This window comes from Pseudomonas sp. MF6767, from assembly GCF_016405475.1.
Lineage (GTDB): Bacteria > Pseudomonadota > Gammaproteobacteria > Pseudomonadales > Pseudomonadaceae > Aquipseudomonas > Aquipseudomonas paracarnis.
Genome location: NZ_JAEKCY010000008.1, coordinates 70,419 through 87,730 on the forward strand (window position 1 = coordinate 70,419; position 17,312 = coordinate 87,730).

Consider the following 17,312-nt stretch of genomic DNA (forward strand, 5'->3'; position numbering starts at 1 on the left):
CCGCAGCTTCAAATCCTATCAATAAGGAAGGTCTGACAGAGGCTGCTAGGGCGCTCACAAAGCATGCTTCTGGCCAGCGAGCTACTGGAACGTTCCCAAAACTCACAGGTGGAATTGAAAAGCAAAATGCAACTGCACTCGGTATTATTGATGACGTTCTCAAGAATCCAAATTCAACATTCTCAAATTTGAGTCGCGGTGGGCTAGAGGTCCGGGCTCCCGATGGAAGAGGTCTGCGCTACAATAATGATGGCTCATTTTCTGGGTTTTTGGACCCTAAGGCGAAACCATGAAACTTGAAAGTAATTCGGATTTTGAAGTTCTGGGCTTTAGTGATAATCGCTATAAAAGGCTGACTGCGGAGATTCAATATAAAGGCGAACCAATTGCTCAAGTTAATCAGGATAAAGGGGTGGACGCTTTAGAGGTGGAGATCTTTGCTGACTTAAGTAGCGCGACTTTGAGAGTTCCATTCTCTGGTTTTTTTGAGGCGATGATTCTAGCGAAAGATTTCATTGTTGAGTCGGGGTGAGGCTAGAAGAAAAAATGGGGCAAATTTGAGCGTCATTTACTTGACAAGAAAAGGGGGCAGGTTTTTTGAGGTTTGGGCTTTGTGAAGATCTTGAGACGTAGCGGATGAGTCTCTGAAAAAATAAATCTGTCCATTTTTTTTCGTTCAATTACCTTACAAAGGTTCCACCGTTATCGGTCATGCACTATCGAAGCACGCGGGTAGAAATCCTGATATTTGGGGTAAGACTACAGGGTCTATGGCTACTTGGAACGAGCAGGCTATGAAGCAGTTACGTGAAATAATACGTGCTCCCGGCGAGTTTAAGTCGGTGACAACAGAAAAAGGAATTCCATTTATAGAGAAACGTCTTGGCGACGGGCGTGGCATACGGTTGAATTTAGATGGGGCATTTAAAGGGTTTGTCGACTAATTTATGAAAGAGTTATATGAGGTTGTTCTAGGTGGTGTGGTTGAAGACGATATTATTATTCTTCTGAAGGATTTGGAGAGTCATTCGGAGCGCGTCGACGATGTGACAGCTTCAGAAGTGCTCGGTATTGCGAGTTGCTTGGGCCTTGATCAAAGTATGGTTGCGGAGCTTTGTCGTTTTGAAGGTGATGTTTGTGTGTCTGCTAAGTTGTATGGTTTTGATATTGTATCTGCTTCCTCCGATTTTTTTGTATTACTTAGAGTTGTAAAATGTGGGGGCGGTGTTGACGTAGAGCTGTGTTTTGACGATTCTGTTTTTAGTGATGTTGATAAAGTTATGCTTCTACTGCAGAAATATCTGAAAGAGATTTCTGATAGAGTTCGTATGAAGGAGTATTACGGAGGGATGGAGCCTGCTAAAGACTTAGGAACTCGGTACTTTACTGGCGAAATGTTAGGCCCTCTGGTTACGCGTTTTCGCTGACAGGTGGCAAAATGGGTGAGTATAAGCCTACATCCACGAAAACGACTTACGATCCAAAGGTTCTGCCGGATAGCAGGGTGGCTGATATGTCTAGTCGAGCGGCAGTCCAAGCCGAGTCTTTGTTTAAAACCAACCCAGCGTTGAGAGAAGCTAGTATTAAAGTTGATGGCTATCACTTCCAAGTGACACGTAATAGCAAGACAGGAGAAATAACAAATTCCTTTATCACTATGCCCCCGAGGACAAACTAATGGATAGCTTGGCTTGGCTTAAGAGGTTCAAGGAGTCATTTGCTTCAACTGGTCTGGACTATGAAGATCTTTACGAATTGATAGAGGCTTCTATGGCGAGGGGAAGGACTAATTTTCCAGCGTTCATCTATGACGCTTCGCAGGGATTTGGCTTCTCTGTGAGTGAAGGTTTTTTTTACGCCCTTGATCAGGACTGGGACGATCCAGAAAGTTTCAATGAGGTTAGTTTCTTTTTGGGCGAAGTGGAAACTTCCGAAAAAAGGGGACAGATTTATTTTTTTCCATTTGCTAGGCTGTAATTCTCTAAGGAAGGAGGTTACCTATGCCCAGAGTGGGACGTGTCGTTTTGCCCAACTATCCTCATCATGTTGTACAGCGTGGTCACAACCGCCAGGTGGTCTTTGCTGCCGAGGAGGACTACCAGCGCTACGTGAGAGACCTTCGAGAGCTTAAGGACGCATTTGGCATAAAAATATACGCCTACTGTTTGATGACTAATCATGTCCATTTACTGGTTTCTCCGGGTAACTCGGTTGCAGGGCTAGGGCAGTTAATGAAGGCGCTCGCGGCTCGGGCCACTCGGTATCGAAACAGGTTAGAAGGGCGGACAGGTACATTATGGGAGGGACGGTATAAATCAAGCGTGGTGCAAACGAAGACTTACTTGCTAGCTTGCTGCCGGTACATTGAATTAAATCCGGTTCGTGCATGCATGGTAGCTGACGCGGCGGATTATCCATGGTCAAGTTACAGTGCCCGCACAGGGCTGGTGCCTGATAGTGACTGGCTTGATGTTGATGCTTGTTTTTCCATATTGGGGGATACAACGCTGAAGCGCCGCGAAAATTATAAGTTATTTGTGAAGCAGTCCGTTTCGAGTGATGAGACGAAAATTATTCGTGAGGCGTTGCAACGGGGGCAGCTTACCGGAACTGCTCGTTTCATTGAAGAAGTTGAGAGGATTGCAGGCGTTCGTATTGAGCGCCGAGGGCAAGGGCGGCCAAGGTTGGATGGTGGTAAATAAATCTGTCCCCTTTTTGCTTGTCCCCTTTTTGCTTTTTGTCGTGGTGTATCTAATATGGGAAGTAATAAGTGAAGCCAAAAACGGTAGGTTGGTACCTATTGGGTACGCTAGCTGTGTATTTTTTTCTGGTTTTTTTGTGGTAGGTATTGTCGGTAATTTACTCGTGGCGACGATTGCATATTTCAAGCTGGGTCATTGGGCGCTTGAGGCTGGCGTTATCAATGCCTCTCTGAAAGTCGCTGCTTACTGCGGGGTTCCAGTAGGTGCGGGTATTTGGATGTTGTCATGGCTGAAAAGTCGTAAAGACAAAAAAAGGCACTAGTATTTGGAAGAAGTAGAAAAAGGGGACAGATTTGAATGGCACTTACTTAACCTTCTTTGGTTGTCCATTTCTCCTGACCTCGGCCCTTGCCGCCGAACGCGTTTGCATCAGCATCGGGTAAGGTTTTGGATAAAAGGGGACTGGATAAAAGGGGACTGGATAAAAGGGGACGATAAAAGGGGACGATAAAAGGGATAAAAGGGGACAGATTTATTTTTTCCCCATTTGCTAGGCTGTAATTCTCTAAGGAAGGAGGTTACCTATGCCCAGAGTGGGACATGTCGTTTTGCCCAACTATCCTCATCATGTTGTACAGCGTGGTCACAACCGCCAGGTGATCTTTGCTGCCGAGGAGGACTACCAGCGCTACGTGAGAGACCTTCGAGAGCTTAAGGACGCATTTGGCGTAAAAATATACGCCTACTGTTTGATGACTAATCATGTCCATTTACTGGTTTCTCCGGGTAACTCGGTTGCAGGGCTAGGGCAGTTAATGAAGGCGCTCGCGGCTCGGGCCACTCGGTATCGAAACAGGTTAGAAGGGCGGACAGGTACATTATGGGAGGGACGGTATAAATCAAGCGTGATGCAAACGGAGACTTACTTGCTAGCTTGCTGCCGGTACATTGAATTAAATCCGGTTCGTGCATGCATGGTAGCTGACGCGGCGGATTATCCATGGTCAAGTTACAGTGCCCGCACAGGGCTGGTGCCTGATAGTGACTGGCTTGATGTTGATGCTTGTTTTTCCATATTGGGAGATACAACGCTGAAGCGCCGCGAAAATTATAAGGTATTTGTGAAGCAGTCCGTTTCGAGTGATGAGACGAGAATTATTCGTGAGGCGTTGCAACGGGGGCAGCTTACCGGAACTGCTCGTTTCATTGAAGAATTTGAGAGGATTGCAGGCGTTCGTATTGAGCGCCGAGGGCAAGGGCGGCCGAGGTTGGATGGTGGTAAATAAATCTGTCCCCTTTTTGGTCGTCACCCCCTTTTTGGTCCCTTTTTGCTCGTCCTGAACGTAACCTACAGGTATCCAATCAAGTGTGTTCAGAAAACCCGAGAGCCTTACACAGGTAAGGTTCTCGGGTTTTTTTTGCCCGTCAGAAATGTTTTCCCTGGCTCCCTCAGCCCGTTCATCCAAGCGATAGGTTCTTTTTTACTGATTTTGCCGGTAACTCCTGACTTCCGGTCTTTGATTGTTGGTTTTTATTTATTTGCGCAATATTTTTTCGGTTTTTTTGAGCTTTTTGGATTTTTCTTTGGATTTTTTCATTCCGCAAACTCAACAACGCAATTTGTATCAAACTATGTTCGTTTAGTATTGGATCCAATCAGTCGGCATTGCCGGTGGTGTGTCTGACACAAACAAACTGCTGAAAAAGGAGAAACGCCATGATGCTCAAGGACCCTTCCCGCAAATATCGCCACTTCACCACGGTCAACCTGCCGGATCGCACATGGCCCAGCACTGTCCAGGCTGCTGCTCCCACCTGGTGCAGTGTGGATATGCGTGATGGCAACCAGGCTTTGATCGAGCCGATGAATGCCGAGCGCAAGCGGCGTTTCTTCGATTTGCTGGTGAAGGTCGGTTTCAAGCAGATCGAGGTGGGCTTTCCTGCCGCTTCGCAGACCGACTTTGACTATGTCCGTGAGCTGATTGAAAGCGGTTCGATTCCTGATGATGTGACGATTCAGGTCATGACCCAGGCGCGCAGCCACCTCATCGCACGCACGTTTGAGGCGTTGAAGGGCGCGCCTTGCGCCATCGTGCATGTTTACAATGCGACGGCGCCGGTGTTTCGGGACGTTGTCTTCAATGTGGACAAGGCGGGCTGCATCGAGATTGCTACCCAGGCAACACGAGAGATCAAGCAGCACATGGACGCGAACCCCGATACGCAGTGGACGTTCCAGTACTCCCCGGAAACCTTTTGCTTCACCGAGCTGGATTTTGCATTGCAGGTGTGTGAAGCGGTGACGGATACGTTCGGGCCGACCCCGAGCAACAAGATGATCCTGAATCTGCCCACCACCGTGGAGGTGTCTACCGCCAATGTCTTCGCCGACCAGATCGAATGGTTCTGCCGGCACTTCAGTCGCCGTGACAGTGTGGTCATCAGCGTGCATCCGCACAATGATCGGGGCACTGGAGTTTCCACCGCGGAGCAGGCGTGCCTGGCCGGTGCCGAGCGTGTCGAGGGCACGTTGTTCGGTAACGGTGAGCGTACCGGCAACGTCGATATCCTCACGCTGGCGATGAACCTCTACACCAGCGGCATCGATCCGCAGTTGGATTTCTCCGACATCCTGCACGTCCAGCGTGAGGTGGAGTTCTGCAATCAGTTGCCGACCCATCCTCGTCACCCTTACGCCGGTGAGTTGGTGTTTACCGCGTTCTCCGGCTCGCATCAGGACGCGATCAAGAAAGGCTTTGCGGCGCGCCAGGCCAATCCGCAGGGCATGTGGGAAGTGCCGTATCTGCCTATCGATCCTGCCGATATGGGCCGTAGCTATGAAGCGGTGATTCGCGTGAACAGCCAGTCGGGCAAGGGGGGAGTGGCCTATCTGTTGGAGCAGCACGGCATTGTGATGCCGCGTCGCTTGCAGATGGAGTTCAGCAGCCTGGTACAACAGGAAGCCGATGGCTCCGGCCAGGAAATCAGTGGCGAGATGATCCTTGCCTGCTTCACCCGGCATTACCTGGAGCAGGGCAAGCCTTACGCGTTACGAGCCCCCAAACTGGTGAGCGAGGGCGATGTGACTTACCTGGAGGCCACCCTTGAACAAGGTACACAGCGCATCGACTTGAGTGGCGAGGGCAACGGCCCGCTTGCGGCGCTGGTCGATGCGTTTGCCCAGCGTGGCATTCATTTTGATATCGCCGATTACCACGAACATGCCACCCGTGACGGTGCCCAGGCTGAGGCGTTGGCCTATGTGGAAATTCGCGTGGGCAACCAGTTGCTGTTCGGCGCCGCTCGCGATGGCAGTAGCCTGCTCGCTTCCCTCGAAGCGGTCACCAGTGCGGTCAATCGTGCATCGCGCCTGGGCCTGCTCAGCGTGGTGAATGCTGCGGTGCCGTCCTGAGATGAACGCGCATACCGCATTGGCGGCACTTGCCGGTAATTATGGCCACGGTGACATCGTGGCCTCGCATCGACATGACGAAGGCCAACTGGTCTACGCCATCAACGGCGTGATGCTTGTGTCGGTGGAGGAGACCACCTGGGTGGTACCTTCCGGGCATGCCCTGTGGGTGCCTTCAGGTTTGGAACATCAGATCCGCATGACCGGCGAAGTGCGCATGCGCACTTTGTTGATCTCACCGGGAGCGCACCGTCGTTTGACGGAGGAGTGCGAGGTCATCAGGGTTTCACCCTTGCTGCGCGAGCTGATTGTGGCCGCCGGCGATGAGCCTGACAGCCACCCGGCGTCGTTGCGGCATGTACAGATTGTCGAGCTGATTTTCTCGGAACTTGACCGTGCGCAAAGGGTGCTGGCTCACGTGCCGATACCGGACGAGCCTAGGCTCAAGTCTCTGTGTGCGGACTTTATCGACAACCCTTCTCAGGAGTCGAAACTGGAGAGTTGGGCGGTGCAACTCAATATGAGTTCACGCACCTTGGCTCGGCTGTTCCAGAAAGAGTTGGGCATGAGTTACGGCGAGTGGCGCAAGCGCACGCGGCTGCTGCTCAGCATGCAGCGGCTGGCCAGTGGTGCCTCCATCCTTGAAGTGGCATTGGAGCATGGTTATCAGAGTCCGAGTGCATTTACCGCGATGTTCAAACGCACCATGGGCTACACCCCGAGTAACTGTCGCTTGGTCTGAATCTGACTGGCGATAGCACCACCTCCTTTTGAACATGGCCCCGCCTCCAGGCAGGGCCATGTTTACCTGTGCCTGGTGTATGGAGCCTGCGGCGCAGAGGGCGCGCCGGCACATTGTCCCAATCGAAACGATGGTTGTCTGGAACTCGGGAGATGCGCAACCGGTTGCTCTCTTACCCTGCGTCTCTACTTGGCATTCTGGATTTCTTCGATGGGTTCGCCTTCTCTTTTCCCACGGCATTACCGTCTTTCGCTGCTTGGCATGGCGGTGGCGTTGTTGGCGGGTTGTTCGTCCTGGGTCGCCCATACACCGGCACAGCCACATCCGGAACGCATCAATGCCCTGAGCCACCTGCCCCAAGGTGTCTCGGACCAAGTGTTACCTGAGCGCTGGTGGCAGTTGTATAACGATCCGCAACTCGATGCGCTGGTGCAACAGGCGTTACTGCACAACCGCGACCTGGCGGCGGCCCAGGCCCATGTGCAAGCGATGCTGGCCGGGATCCAGCAGGCCGATGCCGAGCGCTGGCCGTCCACCCAGGCGTCGCTGGGGGCCGCTTATGGCAAGACGACCGATGACCAGACGCTGGCCAAGGCCACCGATAGCCATGCGCCGTCAGAATGGGCATTCAACCCAGGCTTCGAGCTGGCTTATCAAGTGGATGTGTGGGGCCAGGTTCAGCGCACCATTGAACGTGCCCACGTGCAAACCGCAGCGGCGCAGGATGCCGAGGACTTGCTGCGCATCACGGTCGTGGCGCAAACCACTCGCGCCTATGTGAATGCCTGCGCCCTGGGGGCGCGTGCCAAGGTACAGCGCCATTCGTTGGACGTGGTCGGGCATAGCCTGGCGTTGACCGATCGCCAGCGCCAGGCCGGTGTGGTGACAGACCTTGAATACAGCCGCATGCAAGCCCTGCAAGGCGAAACCCAGGCGTTGCTGCCGATGTTGGAGGCGCGTCGACAAGCCGCGCTCTACGAATTGGCCATGCTGACCGGCGTCGCTGAACTGGACCAAGGCTCTGGCGCCGCAACGTGTGAAGTGGTGCCCCAACTCAATGCCGAGTTGCCGGTGGGTGATGGCTGGCAACTATTGGCGCGCCGCCCCGACATACGTCAGGCCGAGCGCGCGTTGCAGGCGGCCACGCTGCAAGTGGATATCGTCCAGGCCGACCTGTACCCCAAGGTGACCTTCGGCGCTTCAGTGTCCTCCTCGGCCAACAAACCCCATGAGCTGGGGGACAGCAGTGCGGTGATGTTCGGCATCGGCCCACTGATTACCTGGCAGTTCCCTAATTGGCAGGCCAACCGCGCGCGGGTCAAGCAGGCACGGGCACTCGAGCAGGTGGAGGTCGCGCAGTTCGAGGCCAGCGTCCTCAAGGCCCTCAAGGAGGTGCGCCAGGCCCTGGCGTTGTACGACGGCGAACGGCAGCGCCACGCGGCCTTGAGCCGGGCGCTGGACAGCAGCCGCCAAGCCTACAAGTTGGCCCAATTCAACTACGACGCCGGTTCTATCGACTTTCTCGACGTGCTGGACAGTGAGCGTGAACTGATCCGCTTGCAGGCCACGCGCGCCGACGCCGATGGCCAGTTACTGCAACGCCAGATCGGCCTATTCCGTGCCCTTGGTGGCGGTTGGCAGTCCGGCGCCGTCGATACCCCGGCCGCTGCGCCCACCCACGCGTCTATCCCTTCTTCCGGTACCCAGCCATGAATATCGCCGTTGATGAAAAAACTGCTGTCCAGGACGAGCAGGAGAATGTGCTCGAGCAACTTATGCATGCGCGTAAGCAACGGCGCAAAAGAAACCTGATCCTGCTGGGCGGCGCCGGGTTGTTGATCGCGGCGGTGGTGTTCGGCGTGTACTGGATGACCGTCGGCCGCTATCTGGAGCAGACCGATGATGCTTATGTGCGGGCCGACTGGATCCCCATCAGCCCGAAAGTCTCAGGCTACGTGGCCGAGGTGATGGTAGAGGATGATCAGCCGGTCAAGGCAGGGGATGTGCTGGTACGCATCGAGGACCGTGACTACCAGGCCCGCTTGGCACAAGCCCGCGCAGAACTGGCCGAGACCCAGGCCTCGGTGGCAGCGCAAGAGGCCAACTTGACAGTCACTGACAGCCTGATCGCCCAGCAAAAGGCCGGGGTTGCCCAGGCTGAGGCCCATGCTCGCAGTGTGGCCGCTGAGTTACGCCGCGCAAGCCTTGACCAGCGTCGCTACGAAGGCTTGGTGCGCGAACATGCTGCCAGCACGCAGCGTCTGGAAACGGCCGCCGCCAGTTACACCCAGGCCAATGCTGCGGTGGAAATTGCCAAGGCGATGCAACGCCAGCAGGAAACCCGCTTGACCGTGGCCACCACCCGCCGTCAACTGGCCCAGGCTTCGCTCCAGCAGCAGATAGCCCGGCGCAGCCAGGCCGAGGCGCAGTTGAACCTGGCGACGCATGCGTTGGAGGACACCTTGATCCGCTCACCCATCGACGGCGTGGTGGGGCAGCGCAAAGTCCGTACCCGCCAATACGTCGCGCCAGGGTTGCCACTGCTGGCGGTGGTGCCTTTGCAGCAGGCTTACGTCGTGGCCAACTACAAAGAAACTCAATTGCGCGATATGCGTGCCGGCCAACCGGTGGATATCAGCGTCGACAGTTATTCGGGGCGCAAGCTCAAAGGCCATGTGGTGAGCTTCTCGCCAGGCTCCGGGGCGGTGTTCGCACTGTTGCCGTCGGACAACGCTACCGGCAACTTCACCAAGATCGTGCAACGCTTTCCAGTCAAGATCGTCATTGATGAGCATGACGAAGGCGGGCCCATCCTGCCGGGCATGTCGGTGATCACCACGGTGGACACCCGCCCAGCTGAGCAGGGCGCTGCACATGACTGAAGCGGCTGAAAAGAGCGTCTCCTTTCGCGCCTGGGTGGCGGTGATCGGGGGGCTGTTCGGCTGTTTCATGGCCGGCATGAACGTGCACGTGACCAGCGCCGCGCTGCCGGAGATCGAAGGCTCCCTGGGCGCGACGTTCGAGGAAGGCTCGTGGATTTCCACCGCCTACCTGGTCGCGGAAATCGTGATGATCCCGCTGACCGCCTGGTTGGTGCAGGTGTTCTCTCTGCGACGTGTGATGCTCGTGGGCTCGTTTGTATTTTTGGTGGCGTCCATTGCCTGCTCCTGGGCGCCCAACCTGGAAGTGATGATCATCATTCGGGTAATCCAGGGCGCTGCCGGCGCAGTGCTGATTCCCTTGTCATTCCAGCTGATCATCACTGAACTGCCGCCCAGCAAGATCGCGATGGGCATGGCGCTGTTCGCGTTGTCCAACAGCGTCGCCCAGGCCGCCGGGCCGTCCATTGGCGGCTGGCTGACCGATGCCTATTCCTGGCGCTGGATCTTCTACCTGCAACTGGCCCCCGGCATTCTCTTGCTGTTGGCGGTGGCATGGTCGATCGATGCCAAGCCCATGCAGTTGAGCCTGCTCAAGCGCGGCGACTGGGGCGGGATCATCGCCATGATCGTCGGCCTGGGTGGCTTGCAGATCGTGCTGGAAGAAGGTGGCCGCAAGGACTGGTTCGGCTCCGATTTCATTGTATGGATGTCACTGATTGCCGGCGCTGCCTTGGTGTACTTCGTGCTGTCGCAGTTGTATGGCAGTCGCTCCTTCATCAACCTGCGCCTGCTCAAGAGCTACAACTTCGGCGTGGCCAGCGCAGCGATGTTCATCTTTGGCGCGGCCACCTTCGGCCTGGTGTTCCTGGTGCCCAATTACCTGTCTCAGTTGCAGGGCTACAACGCCCGGGAGATTGGCATCAGCCTGATCGCCTACGGCATGGTGCAACTGGTACTGGCGCCGTTCATGCCGCGCCTGATGAAGTGGCTCAACCCGAAACTGATGGTCGCCAGTGGCTTTTTCATCATGGCCCTGGGGTGCTATCTCGGCGCGCACCTGGACGTGGACAGCGCCGCCAACGTGATTATTCCGTCCACCGTGGTACGGGGCATCGGGCAGCCGCTGATCATGGTGGCGCTTTCCGTGCTGGCGGTGTCTGGCCTGGCCAAAGATGAAGCCGGCTCGGCCTCGGCCTTGTTTTCCATGCTGCGTAACTTGGGTGGTGCCGTGGGCACGGCGGGCCTGACGCAGATCGTGGCCATGCGCGAGCGCTTTCACTCTGAGCGGGTAGGGGAGTCGATCACCCTGTTTTCCCCGGCCTTTCAGGAGCGCCTGCGCGCCAGCATGGCCGACAGCGAGGCTTTTATCTTCAACCAGCTATTACCCGCTCAACAGCAGGTCCTTGAGGGCTTGATCCACACCGTGCGTCGTGAGGCGTACCTGATGGCCTACAGCGATGCGTTCTATGTGTCCTGTATTGCTTTGATCTTGTGCGGGGTCGCGGCCCTGGCATTGCGCCAATCAGCAAAGAACTGAACTCATTACTGCCCGCAGGTAATACGCGGGCGCTTATCAGCGGTAAGAGGGAACTTGAATGGTAAAAAGGCGAATGGCCGCGTTCATAGACTAGTTAATTGCTAACTTAGCAATTCCATACAGTTTGTTTGCACTCCCTTGAGGGGTGTTAGCTAACTATTGCCTGGCGAAGTTGATTTTATTAACTTCGGTCGGGCTTCTGTTTTTGTGGGTTTTACAACTTGGAAATAAATTGTATTAATTTTCCAAAAAACACTTGCTGATCATCATGAACTTCCTCTAAGTTTCGTCTTGCTTCGACGGCTGACCTTCGGGTCACGGAAGCATAACCGTACAACTTAATTGAATAAGACTCTAGCACTGGCCAAGAACGGCGAGGCAGGCCTGCTTATGCCTGAAAAAAGGTAAGCGGGTATCTCTCGAGTGGTCAGCGTTAACTAAAGCCTGATAAGGAGCGCAACATGGAAGATAAAAAGACGCTGTTGAACGCCAAGAAAGTAGAGCTGGGCAATCATCGGATCTTTGCTGAAATCAATTCGCTGCCGGTCCTGCGCGCCTTTATGGAAACCCATGTGTTTGCGGTGTGGGATTTCATGTCCCTGGCCAAGCGCCTGCAACAGGACCTCACCTGTACTCGCCTGCCTTGGCTGCCTCCCGTGGACCCGGCGGCCGCGCACCTGATCAACGAAATCATCCTGGGCGAAGAGTCCGACCAGAACTTGCAAGGCGGTCACTACAGCCACTTCGAACTCTACCTGCATGCCATGCGCGAAGTCGGCGCCAGCACCGACAAGATCGAACACTTTGTCAAACTGATGCGCGAAGGCGTCGATCTGAAAACGGCCTTGAGCCGTTGCGGTGCAGGCCTGGCAGCGTCGGCTTTCGTCACTGACACCATCGAAACCGCCATCAACGCTTCCACCCACAGTGTGGCTGCTGCGTTTTTGCATGGCCGTGAAAGTGTCATCCCGCAGATGTTCCAGCGCATTCTGGACGATTGGGATATCACCGCAGACGACGCGCCAACCTTTCGCTATTACCTGCAGCGCCACATCGAAGTCGACTCGGAAGACCACGGCCCGGCGGCAGAAAGCCTGTTGGCGCGCCTGGTCAATGGCGATGCGCAGCGTCAGGAAGAGGTCTACGTATCGGCTATCGCGGCGGTACAAAGCCGCCTGGCGTTGTGGGACAACCTGCGCGTGGCCATGGGCGAAACGGTCAGTGAGTGCGTGGCATGAACTTCGAAGTGATCGAGGCCGACCAGGCCCAATGGTTTGAGGTGACCTCTGAACGCGGTATCACGCTGACCGTCTTCAAAGACACATTGGACCCTGTTACGAAAACTGGAGTGCGTACACGTCTGGTACGTTTTCACCCTGGGGGCGGCACCCGTGAAATCTATACCCATGATTATCACGAAGAAGTGTATTTGATTGAAGGCGACCAGACAGAGCAGGCCAGTGAGGGGCGCCCGGAGAAAACTTACCGCGACGGTAGTTACTTCTTCAGGGCCGCACACACGGAGCACGGGCCGTTTAATTCGAAAGACGGATGCCTGTTGTTTGAAGTGCACTACTACTGAGTATCATGAATAAAGGAAGTAGTCATGAGAGCTGAAGCATATCAATCGTTTTCCGAGTCGTGGGAGGAAAGGGCGACCATTCGGACGCGCCCGAGACGACGCTTGGAAGATGACGAAAAGTTAATATTTCCGGCCAGTCGTCAACCATTGGTCATGAGCGCAACCTTTATGCAGGAGTGTAGTCACTTACAGCATTTTGTTCTCGTTCAGAGCTTGTATAAGTTCATTAATGATGTGGTGATTTTCGAAACCGAAATTGTCGACAAGACCGCCAGGAGCATTGCGAAAGATAACTTCGCTATCCGCTTTCCGTTTGCGTGCCGTTACGACGCGATGACCGTGGTCGTCGATGAGGACTATCACGCGCTAGTGGCGATGGACTACATGCAACAGACCATCGAGTTGACGGGCATCGAACCCATCACCTTGCCAGCGGAAATCGAGCTCAGCCGTTCTATCCCCAAGGCATTGGCCATGGCGCCCGCGCACCTCAAGGCTGCTGTCGAGCTGATCTGCGTGGCCATTGCGGAAAACACCCTGACCAACGATGTTGCCGCGTTTGCCCGCGACGACTCGGTCAAGGCATCGGTCAAGGGGTTGATGGCCGACCACTTGGCGGATGAGGGTCGACATTCGGGCTTTTGGGCCAAGTTGACGCGCATTTACTGGAATACCGCGAGCGAAGACGACAAACGTGTGCTGGCCTCGATCATGCCGGTGTTCTTGGGTGAGTACCTGACCAACGAGATCCAGCAGGGGTTTGATTTCGCGCTGATCGAGCAACTGCCGGTGAACCCCAGCGTCAAGGCGGCGTTGCGTGAAGAGGTCGAAGGCATGAGTTTTCCGATCACGCCGTCTCACCCGCTGGTAGGCAACATCGTCCGATTCTTCAAACACAGCGGCCTGCTCGACGCTCCCTGCATGCAGGAAGCGCTCGCCGATTATCTGCGCTAGAGGACAACTTCGATGAGACATCTTGATATCGTTTTGTGCGGGCGCAGCCATGCGCTCGCCTGCCTTACGCAAGAGTTGGAACAGATGGGGCACACCGCCCGCTTGTTGACCAGCGATAACGCCATTGAGCTTTGCCAGTTATCGGCGCCGGACGTGCTGATAGACGACGCCAGCACGGCGCAACTCCCGCACTATCCGTCGTGTCATCGCCTATCTTTGCGGGCGCAGGCTGACGATGACAGTGATGTTCTCGCGCCACTGCGGGTGGACTGCCTGTGGCGTCCTGGCGATGGCGATTGGATGCTGCTGGGGCGTCGTGAAGTCAGCGCCTCCCTCGCCGGCAACGGTGCCGACCGGGCACGTGAAGCGATAGCGCAAGTGGTAGAGATGGCCAGTGTGCACATCGGGCGTTTCTCACGCAGTGCTGACTATCTTGAGGCGCCCCGTGAGCCGGTGCAGGCGATTGATCGCTTGTCGAGCCTGACCCTGTTGGATGGCCTGGCCTGGCGTCATCGCCACAATGCGAGCGCTAATACCGGCATTCTGGAGGAGGCCAGGCGCCCCTTTGTGCAGCGCTTGGCCGATAGCCTGTTGGCCAACGCCGAGCGCAACGCCCTGAAAGTGCAAGGGCGGGGTATGTCCTATGCGCAACTGCACGCTTATAGCGTTGCGATCCAGGAACGCTTGCAACCCTTGCTTGAAACCTCGACCCCAGGGTTGACGGTGGTCGGCATCTCGTTGCCCAAAGGCACTGCGCTCTATGCAGCGATCCTGGCGGTGATTGGTTGCGGTGCGGTGTACCTGCCGTTGGACCCGAACCATCCTGTCGAACGCCGTGCGGCCATCCTCAAGCATGCCGGTGCCAGCCTGCTGATCCAGGACACCGAGGCAGACAACCCGCTACCGGGCCTGGCTACCCTGGATATTGGCCATCTGGACTTCTTCCACCACGGCGCCAAGGGCTACAGCCGTGTCGCCCTGGCCCCGGATCAGAGCCTGTTGCGCGTAGCGCTGGACGGTTCGGCACCCTGCGTGGCGATCTACACGTCCGGTACCACCGGCCAACCCAAAGGCGTGTTGCTCACAGTCGACAACTTGAGCCACTTCTGTGCGTGGTATGCCCGTTATGTGGAACTGGACCGCCATAGCCGTGCCCTGCAGTTCTCGACCATCAATTTCGATGCATCGCTGCTGGATATCTTCCCGACGCTGATCCAGGGTGGCGAGTTGATCGTGCCCACCGAAGACCAGCGCCGCGACCCGGTGGCGCTTGCTGAATTGATCCAACAGGAGCAGGTCACCCACGCCTTTTTGCCGCCGGCTTTGCTCAGCATCATCCAGCTTGAATCGCTGTACGGTATGCAGCACTTGGTGACGGGCGGCGATGTGTGCGAACCCCACGTGATCGAACAACTGGTTGGCCATTGTGCACTGCACAACATCTATGGCCCCACCGAGACCACGGTGCTCGCCACCTGCCGTACCTTCCAACGGGGGGACAACAATCGCAACCTGGGCGTACCGATTGCCAATACCGCGATTTACCTGCTGGATGAGCACGGCCAACCGGTAGGCGAAAATGACAGCGGTGAAATCCACATCGCCGGGCCAGGGGTGGGCGCCGGTTACCTGGGTGCCTTGCAAATGACGGCCGAACGCTATCGGCTGCACGAGTTGCCCGATGGCCAGTGGGTGCGCCTCTACCGTACCGGTGACCTGGCGCGTTGGACCGAGGAGGGCATCCAGATCATCGGGCGCCTGGATAACCAGGTGAAGATCCGCGGTTTTCGGGTGGAGCCGGAAGAGATCGAACACCTGCTGCAATCGAGCCAGTTGTTCCGGCAACTGGCGGTGGTCATCGATCACCAGCGCCGCATCCTGACGTTTTTCTCCCAGCCCCAAGAGGGCGAGGCCCAGGCGGCCAGCGAGCAGTTGCAGGCCTATGCGCTCAAGCATTTGCCCGACTACATGCGCCCCAGCGCCTATTGCCTGCTGGACCGGTTGCCGGCCACGGCCAATGGCAAGGTCGACCGCAAGGCCTTGAGAGACCTGCCGGTCAACTACAAGACGCAAGGGCCGCGCCTGGCGCCCCAGAACGCCACCCAGGCGCAGTTGCTGGAGCTGTGGTCCAGGCTGCTCGACTTGCCTGGGCCGGACATTTCCGTAGATGACAGTTTCTTCAATCTGGGTGGCCATTCGATCCTGTTGTCGCAGATGCTCATGGGGATTCGCGAGGCGTTCGGCAAAGGAGTCTCGATCAACCGTTTTATTGAGCAACCCACCTTGGTCAACCTCGCCAACCTGATTGACCAGGACGTCGAGGCCACTGCTACGGTCAGTCCGCAGGCGCTGCAAGACGCCATGATCCGGCCTGAGCTGGAGGTACTGCCCATCAGTCGATTGGGCAACGTACATAAAGTCATCGTGACCGGCTCCAACGGGTTCCTGGGTGTGCATATCGTCGAGGCCCTGCTGGAACTGGGCAGCACCGAAGTGGCGTGCCTGGTGCGCGAGTCCGGCGGCATGAGCGCGCAAGAGCGCTTCGAGGATGCGCTGATCCAGAACCGCCTCGAACATCTGGACCTGAGCCGGGTCAAGGTCCTGGCGGCGGATATCAGCAAGCCGCGCCTGGGGTTGTCCGAGCAGGACTATGAATGGCTGGATCGTGAATACGGCGTGTTGATCTACAACGCGGCCAACGTCAACCACGTGCTCGACTACGAGTCGCTGGTCAAGGACAACGTCACGCCGGTGCTGGAATGCCTGCAATTGTGTGAAGGGCGCAGCAAGAAAATTTTCAACTTCATTTCCACCCTGTCGGCCTCCAGCACGGTGGACGAGCAGGGCCGGGTATTGGAAGAACCGCCTGCCTTCACGCCGCCCATCTACATCCGCAATGGTTACAACCTCTCCAAATGGGTGGCTGAGCGCATCTTGTGGAACGCCAGTGAGTCGGGGGTGTGGGTCAATCTCTATCGCCCTGGAAACATCGCGTTCAATACGCGAACCGGTGTGTGCCAGCCTCATCAGAACCGTTTGATGCTGATGCTTAAAGGCTCCTTGCAGCTTAAGCAAGTGCCCGAACTGGCGCTCAACTTCGACCTGATGCCGGTGGACTTCCTCGCACGCTTCATTGCGTTTCACGCCAGCCGTCATAACCGCACCAAAGCGGTGTTCAACTTGCACAACCCGCTGCCTTTGACATGGGCTCACTATCTGGAGGCGTTCCGCGCGGCCGGTCACGATTTCCAGATGGTCCCGGTGACACAATGGCAGCAACGCCTGTCGGCCATCGACAGTGATAACGCGTTGTTCGGCGTGGTCGGTTTTTACCTCAATGGGTTTGAAGAAGACATTGGCGATATCTCGATGATCGAGTACCGCAATGCACTCTCAGGCATCCAGAGCATGGGCGAAGACTACCCAGCCAAGAACAGTGAGTTGCTGCAAAAAGGCTGTGACTACCTCAAGCAAATCGATTTCATCTGAGCAAAAAAAAAG

At 56.0% G+C, this 17,312-nt stretch carries 16 protein-coding genes; all 16 read left to right on the forward strand.

Annotated elements, in window-relative coordinates; all coding sequences use genetic code 11:
• Window positions 1–289 precede the first annotated feature (289 nt).
• The 16 genes from JFT58_RS14800 (at window position 290) to JFT58_RS14875 (ending at window position 17,300) form a co-directional block, all read left to right on the forward strand.
• Complete coding sequence (locus tag JFT58_RS14800; protein ID WP_054897997.1) at window positions 290–532, forward strand: hypothetical protein; 243 nt, start codon at window positions 290–292, stop codon at window positions 530–532.
• 262 nt (window positions 533–794) lie between these two features.
• Window positions 795–944: a hypothetical protein gene (locus JFT58_RS14805; protein WP_164919369.1), complete on the forward strand. Its 150-nt coding sequence runs from the start codon at window positions 795–797 to the stop codon at window positions 942–944.
• Window positions 945–947: 3 nt separating this feature from the next.
• Entirely contained in the window at window positions 948–1,427 is a 480-nt protein-coding gene (locus tag JFT58_RS14810) for a hypothetical protein (protein ID WP_054897996.1), read from the forward strand.
• A gap of 250 nt (window positions 1,428–1,677) precedes the next feature.
• A complete protein-coding gene (locus JFT58_RS14815) occupies window positions 1,678–1,977 on the forward strand; it encodes a hypothetical protein (RefSeq protein ID WP_169918757.1) in 300 nt (99 codons plus the stop codon).
• Between the two features lie 23 nt (window positions 1,978–2,000).
• The gene (locus JFT58_RS14820) at window positions 2,001–2,702 is read left to right on the forward strand and encodes a transposase (RefSeq protein ID WP_198834398.1); all 702 of its coding nucleotides are present in this window, start codon (window positions 2,001–2,003) and stop codon (window positions 2,700–2,702) included.
• Window positions 2,656–3,024, forward strand: coding sequence for a hypothetical protein (locus JFT58_RS14825; RefSeq protein ID WP_140915240.1), 369 nt, complete (start codon window positions 2,656–2,658; stop codon window positions 3,022–3,024). The genes JFT58_RS14820 and JFT58_RS14825 overlap by 47 nt, the downstream gene beginning before the upstream one ends.
• 262 nt (window positions 3,025–3,286) lie before the next feature.
• Window positions 3,287–3,988, forward strand: a complete 702-nt coding sequence (locus tag JFT58_RS14830; RefSeq protein WP_169918758.1) for a transposase — start codon at window positions 3,287–3,289, stop codon at window positions 3,986–3,988.
• Between the two features lie 431 nt (window positions 3,989–4,419).
• Complete coding sequence (leuA, locus tag JFT58_RS14835) at window positions 4,420–6,114, forward strand: 2-isopropylmalate synthase (RefSeq protein ID WP_054899117.1); 1,695 nt, start codon at window positions 4,420–4,422, stop codon at window positions 6,112–6,114.
• A gap of 1 nt (window position 6,115) precedes the next feature.
• Window positions 6,116–6,856 (forward strand): AraC family transcriptional regulator, encoded by a 741-nt coding sequence (locus JFT58_RS14840; RefSeq protein WP_054899116.1) that lies wholly within the window; start codon window positions 6,116–6,118, stop codon window positions 6,854–6,856.
• 210 nt (window positions 6,857–7,066) lie between these two features.
• Complete coding sequence (locus JFT58_RS14845) at window positions 7,067–8,569, forward strand: TolC family protein (RefSeq protein WP_072448453.1); 1,503 nt, start codon at window positions 7,067–7,069, stop codon at window positions 8,567–8,569.
• On the forward strand, window positions 8,566–9,738 hold the full coding sequence (locus JFT58_RS14850; protein ID WP_054898385.1) for an HlyD family secretion protein: 1,173 nt from the start codon (window positions 8,566–8,568) through the stop codon (window positions 9,736–9,738). Before JFT58_RS14845 ends, JFT58_RS14850 begins: the two co-directional genes overlap by 4 nt.
• The gene (locus JFT58_RS14855) at window positions 9,731–11,275 is read left to right on the forward strand and encodes an MDR family MFS transporter (protein WP_054898386.1); all 1,545 of its coding nucleotides are present in this window, start codon (window positions 9,731–9,733) and stop codon (window positions 11,273–11,275) included. Before JFT58_RS14850 ends, JFT58_RS14855 begins: the two co-directional genes overlap by 8 nt.
• Window positions 11,276–11,736: 461 nt before the next feature.
• Complete coding sequence (locus JFT58_RS14860) at window positions 11,737–12,513, forward strand: DUF3050 domain-containing protein (RefSeq protein WP_054898387.1); 777 nt, start codon at window positions 11,737–11,739, stop codon at window positions 12,511–12,513.
• Window positions 12,510–12,857 (forward strand): DUF4437 domain-containing protein, encoded by a 348-nt coding sequence (locus tag JFT58_RS14865; protein WP_034128561.1) that lies wholly within the window; start codon window positions 12,510–12,512, stop codon window positions 12,855–12,857. Before JFT58_RS14860 ends, JFT58_RS14865 begins: the two co-directional genes overlap by 4 nt.
• 24 nt (window positions 12,858–12,881) lie before the next feature.
• A complete protein-coding gene (locus tag JFT58_RS14870; protein ID WP_054898388.1) occupies window positions 12,882–13,811 on the forward strand; it encodes a diiron oxygenase in 930 nt (309 codons plus the stop codon).
• Window positions 13,812–13,823: 12 nt separating this feature from the next.
• Entirely contained in the window at window positions 13,824–17,300 is a 3,477-nt protein-coding gene (locus tag JFT58_RS14875) for an amino acid adenylation domain-containing protein (protein WP_054898389.1), read from the forward strand.
• The last annotated feature ends 12 nt before the right edge of the window (window positions 17,301–17,312 follow it).

Coding starts and splice junctions, on each gene's coding strand:
- JFT58_RS14830 (WP_169918758.1), top strand. CDS start 3,287: ATGCCCAGAGTGGGACATGTCGTTTTGCCCAACTATCCTCATCATGTT.
- JFT58_RS14815 (WP_169918757.1), top strand. CDS start 1,678: ATGGATAGCTTGGCTTGGCTTAAGAGGTTCAAGGAGTCATTTGCTTCA.
- JFT58_RS14845 (WP_072448453.1), top strand. CDS start 7,067: ATGGGTTCGCCTTCTCTTTTCCCACGGCATTACCGTCTTTCGCTGCTT.
- JFT58_RS14870 (WP_054898388.1), top strand. CDS start 12,882: ATGAGAGCTGAAGCATATCAATCGTTTTCCGAGTCGTGGGAGGAAAGG.
- JFT58_RS14810 (WP_054897996.1), top strand. CDS start 948: ATGAAAGAGTTATATGAGGTTGTTCTAGGTGGTGTGGTTGAAGACGAT.
- leuA (WP_054899117.1), top strand. CDS start 4,420: ATGATGCTCAAGGACCCTTCCCGCAAATATCGCCACTTCACCACGGTC.
- JFT58_RS14860 (WP_054898387.1), top strand. CDS start 11,737: ATGGAAGATAAAAAGACGCTGTTGAACGCCAAGAAAGTAGAGCTGGGC.
- JFT58_RS14875 (WP_054898389.1), top strand. CDS start 13,824: ATGAGACATCTTGATATCGTTTTGTGCGGGCGCAGCCATGCGCTCGCC.
- JFT58_RS14840 (WP_054899116.1), top strand. CDS start 6,116: ATGAACGCGCATACCGCATTGGCGGCACTTGCCGGTAATTATGGCCAC.
- JFT58_RS14820 (WP_198834398.1), top strand. CDS start 2,001: ATGCCCAGAGTGGGACGTGTCGTTTTGCCCAACTATCCTCATCATGTT.
- JFT58_RS14805 (WP_164919369.1), top strand. CDS start 795: ATGAAGCAGTTACGTGAAATAATACGTGCTCCCGGCGAGTTTAAGTCG.
- JFT58_RS14800 (WP_054897997.1), top strand. CDS start 290: ATGAAACTTGAAAGTAATTCGGATTTTGAAGTTCTGGGCTTTAGTGAT.
- JFT58_RS14855 (WP_054898386.1), top strand. CDS start 9,731: ATGACTGAAGCGGCTGAAAAGAGCGTCTCCTTTCGCGCCTGGGTGGCG.
- JFT58_RS14850 (WP_054898385.1), top strand. CDS start 8,566: ATGAATATCGCCGTTGATGAAAAAACTGCTGTCCAGGACGAGCAGGAG.
- JFT58_RS14865 (WP_034128561.1), top strand. CDS start 12,510: ATGAACTTCGAAGTGATCGAGGCCGACCAGGCCCAATGGTTTGAGGTG.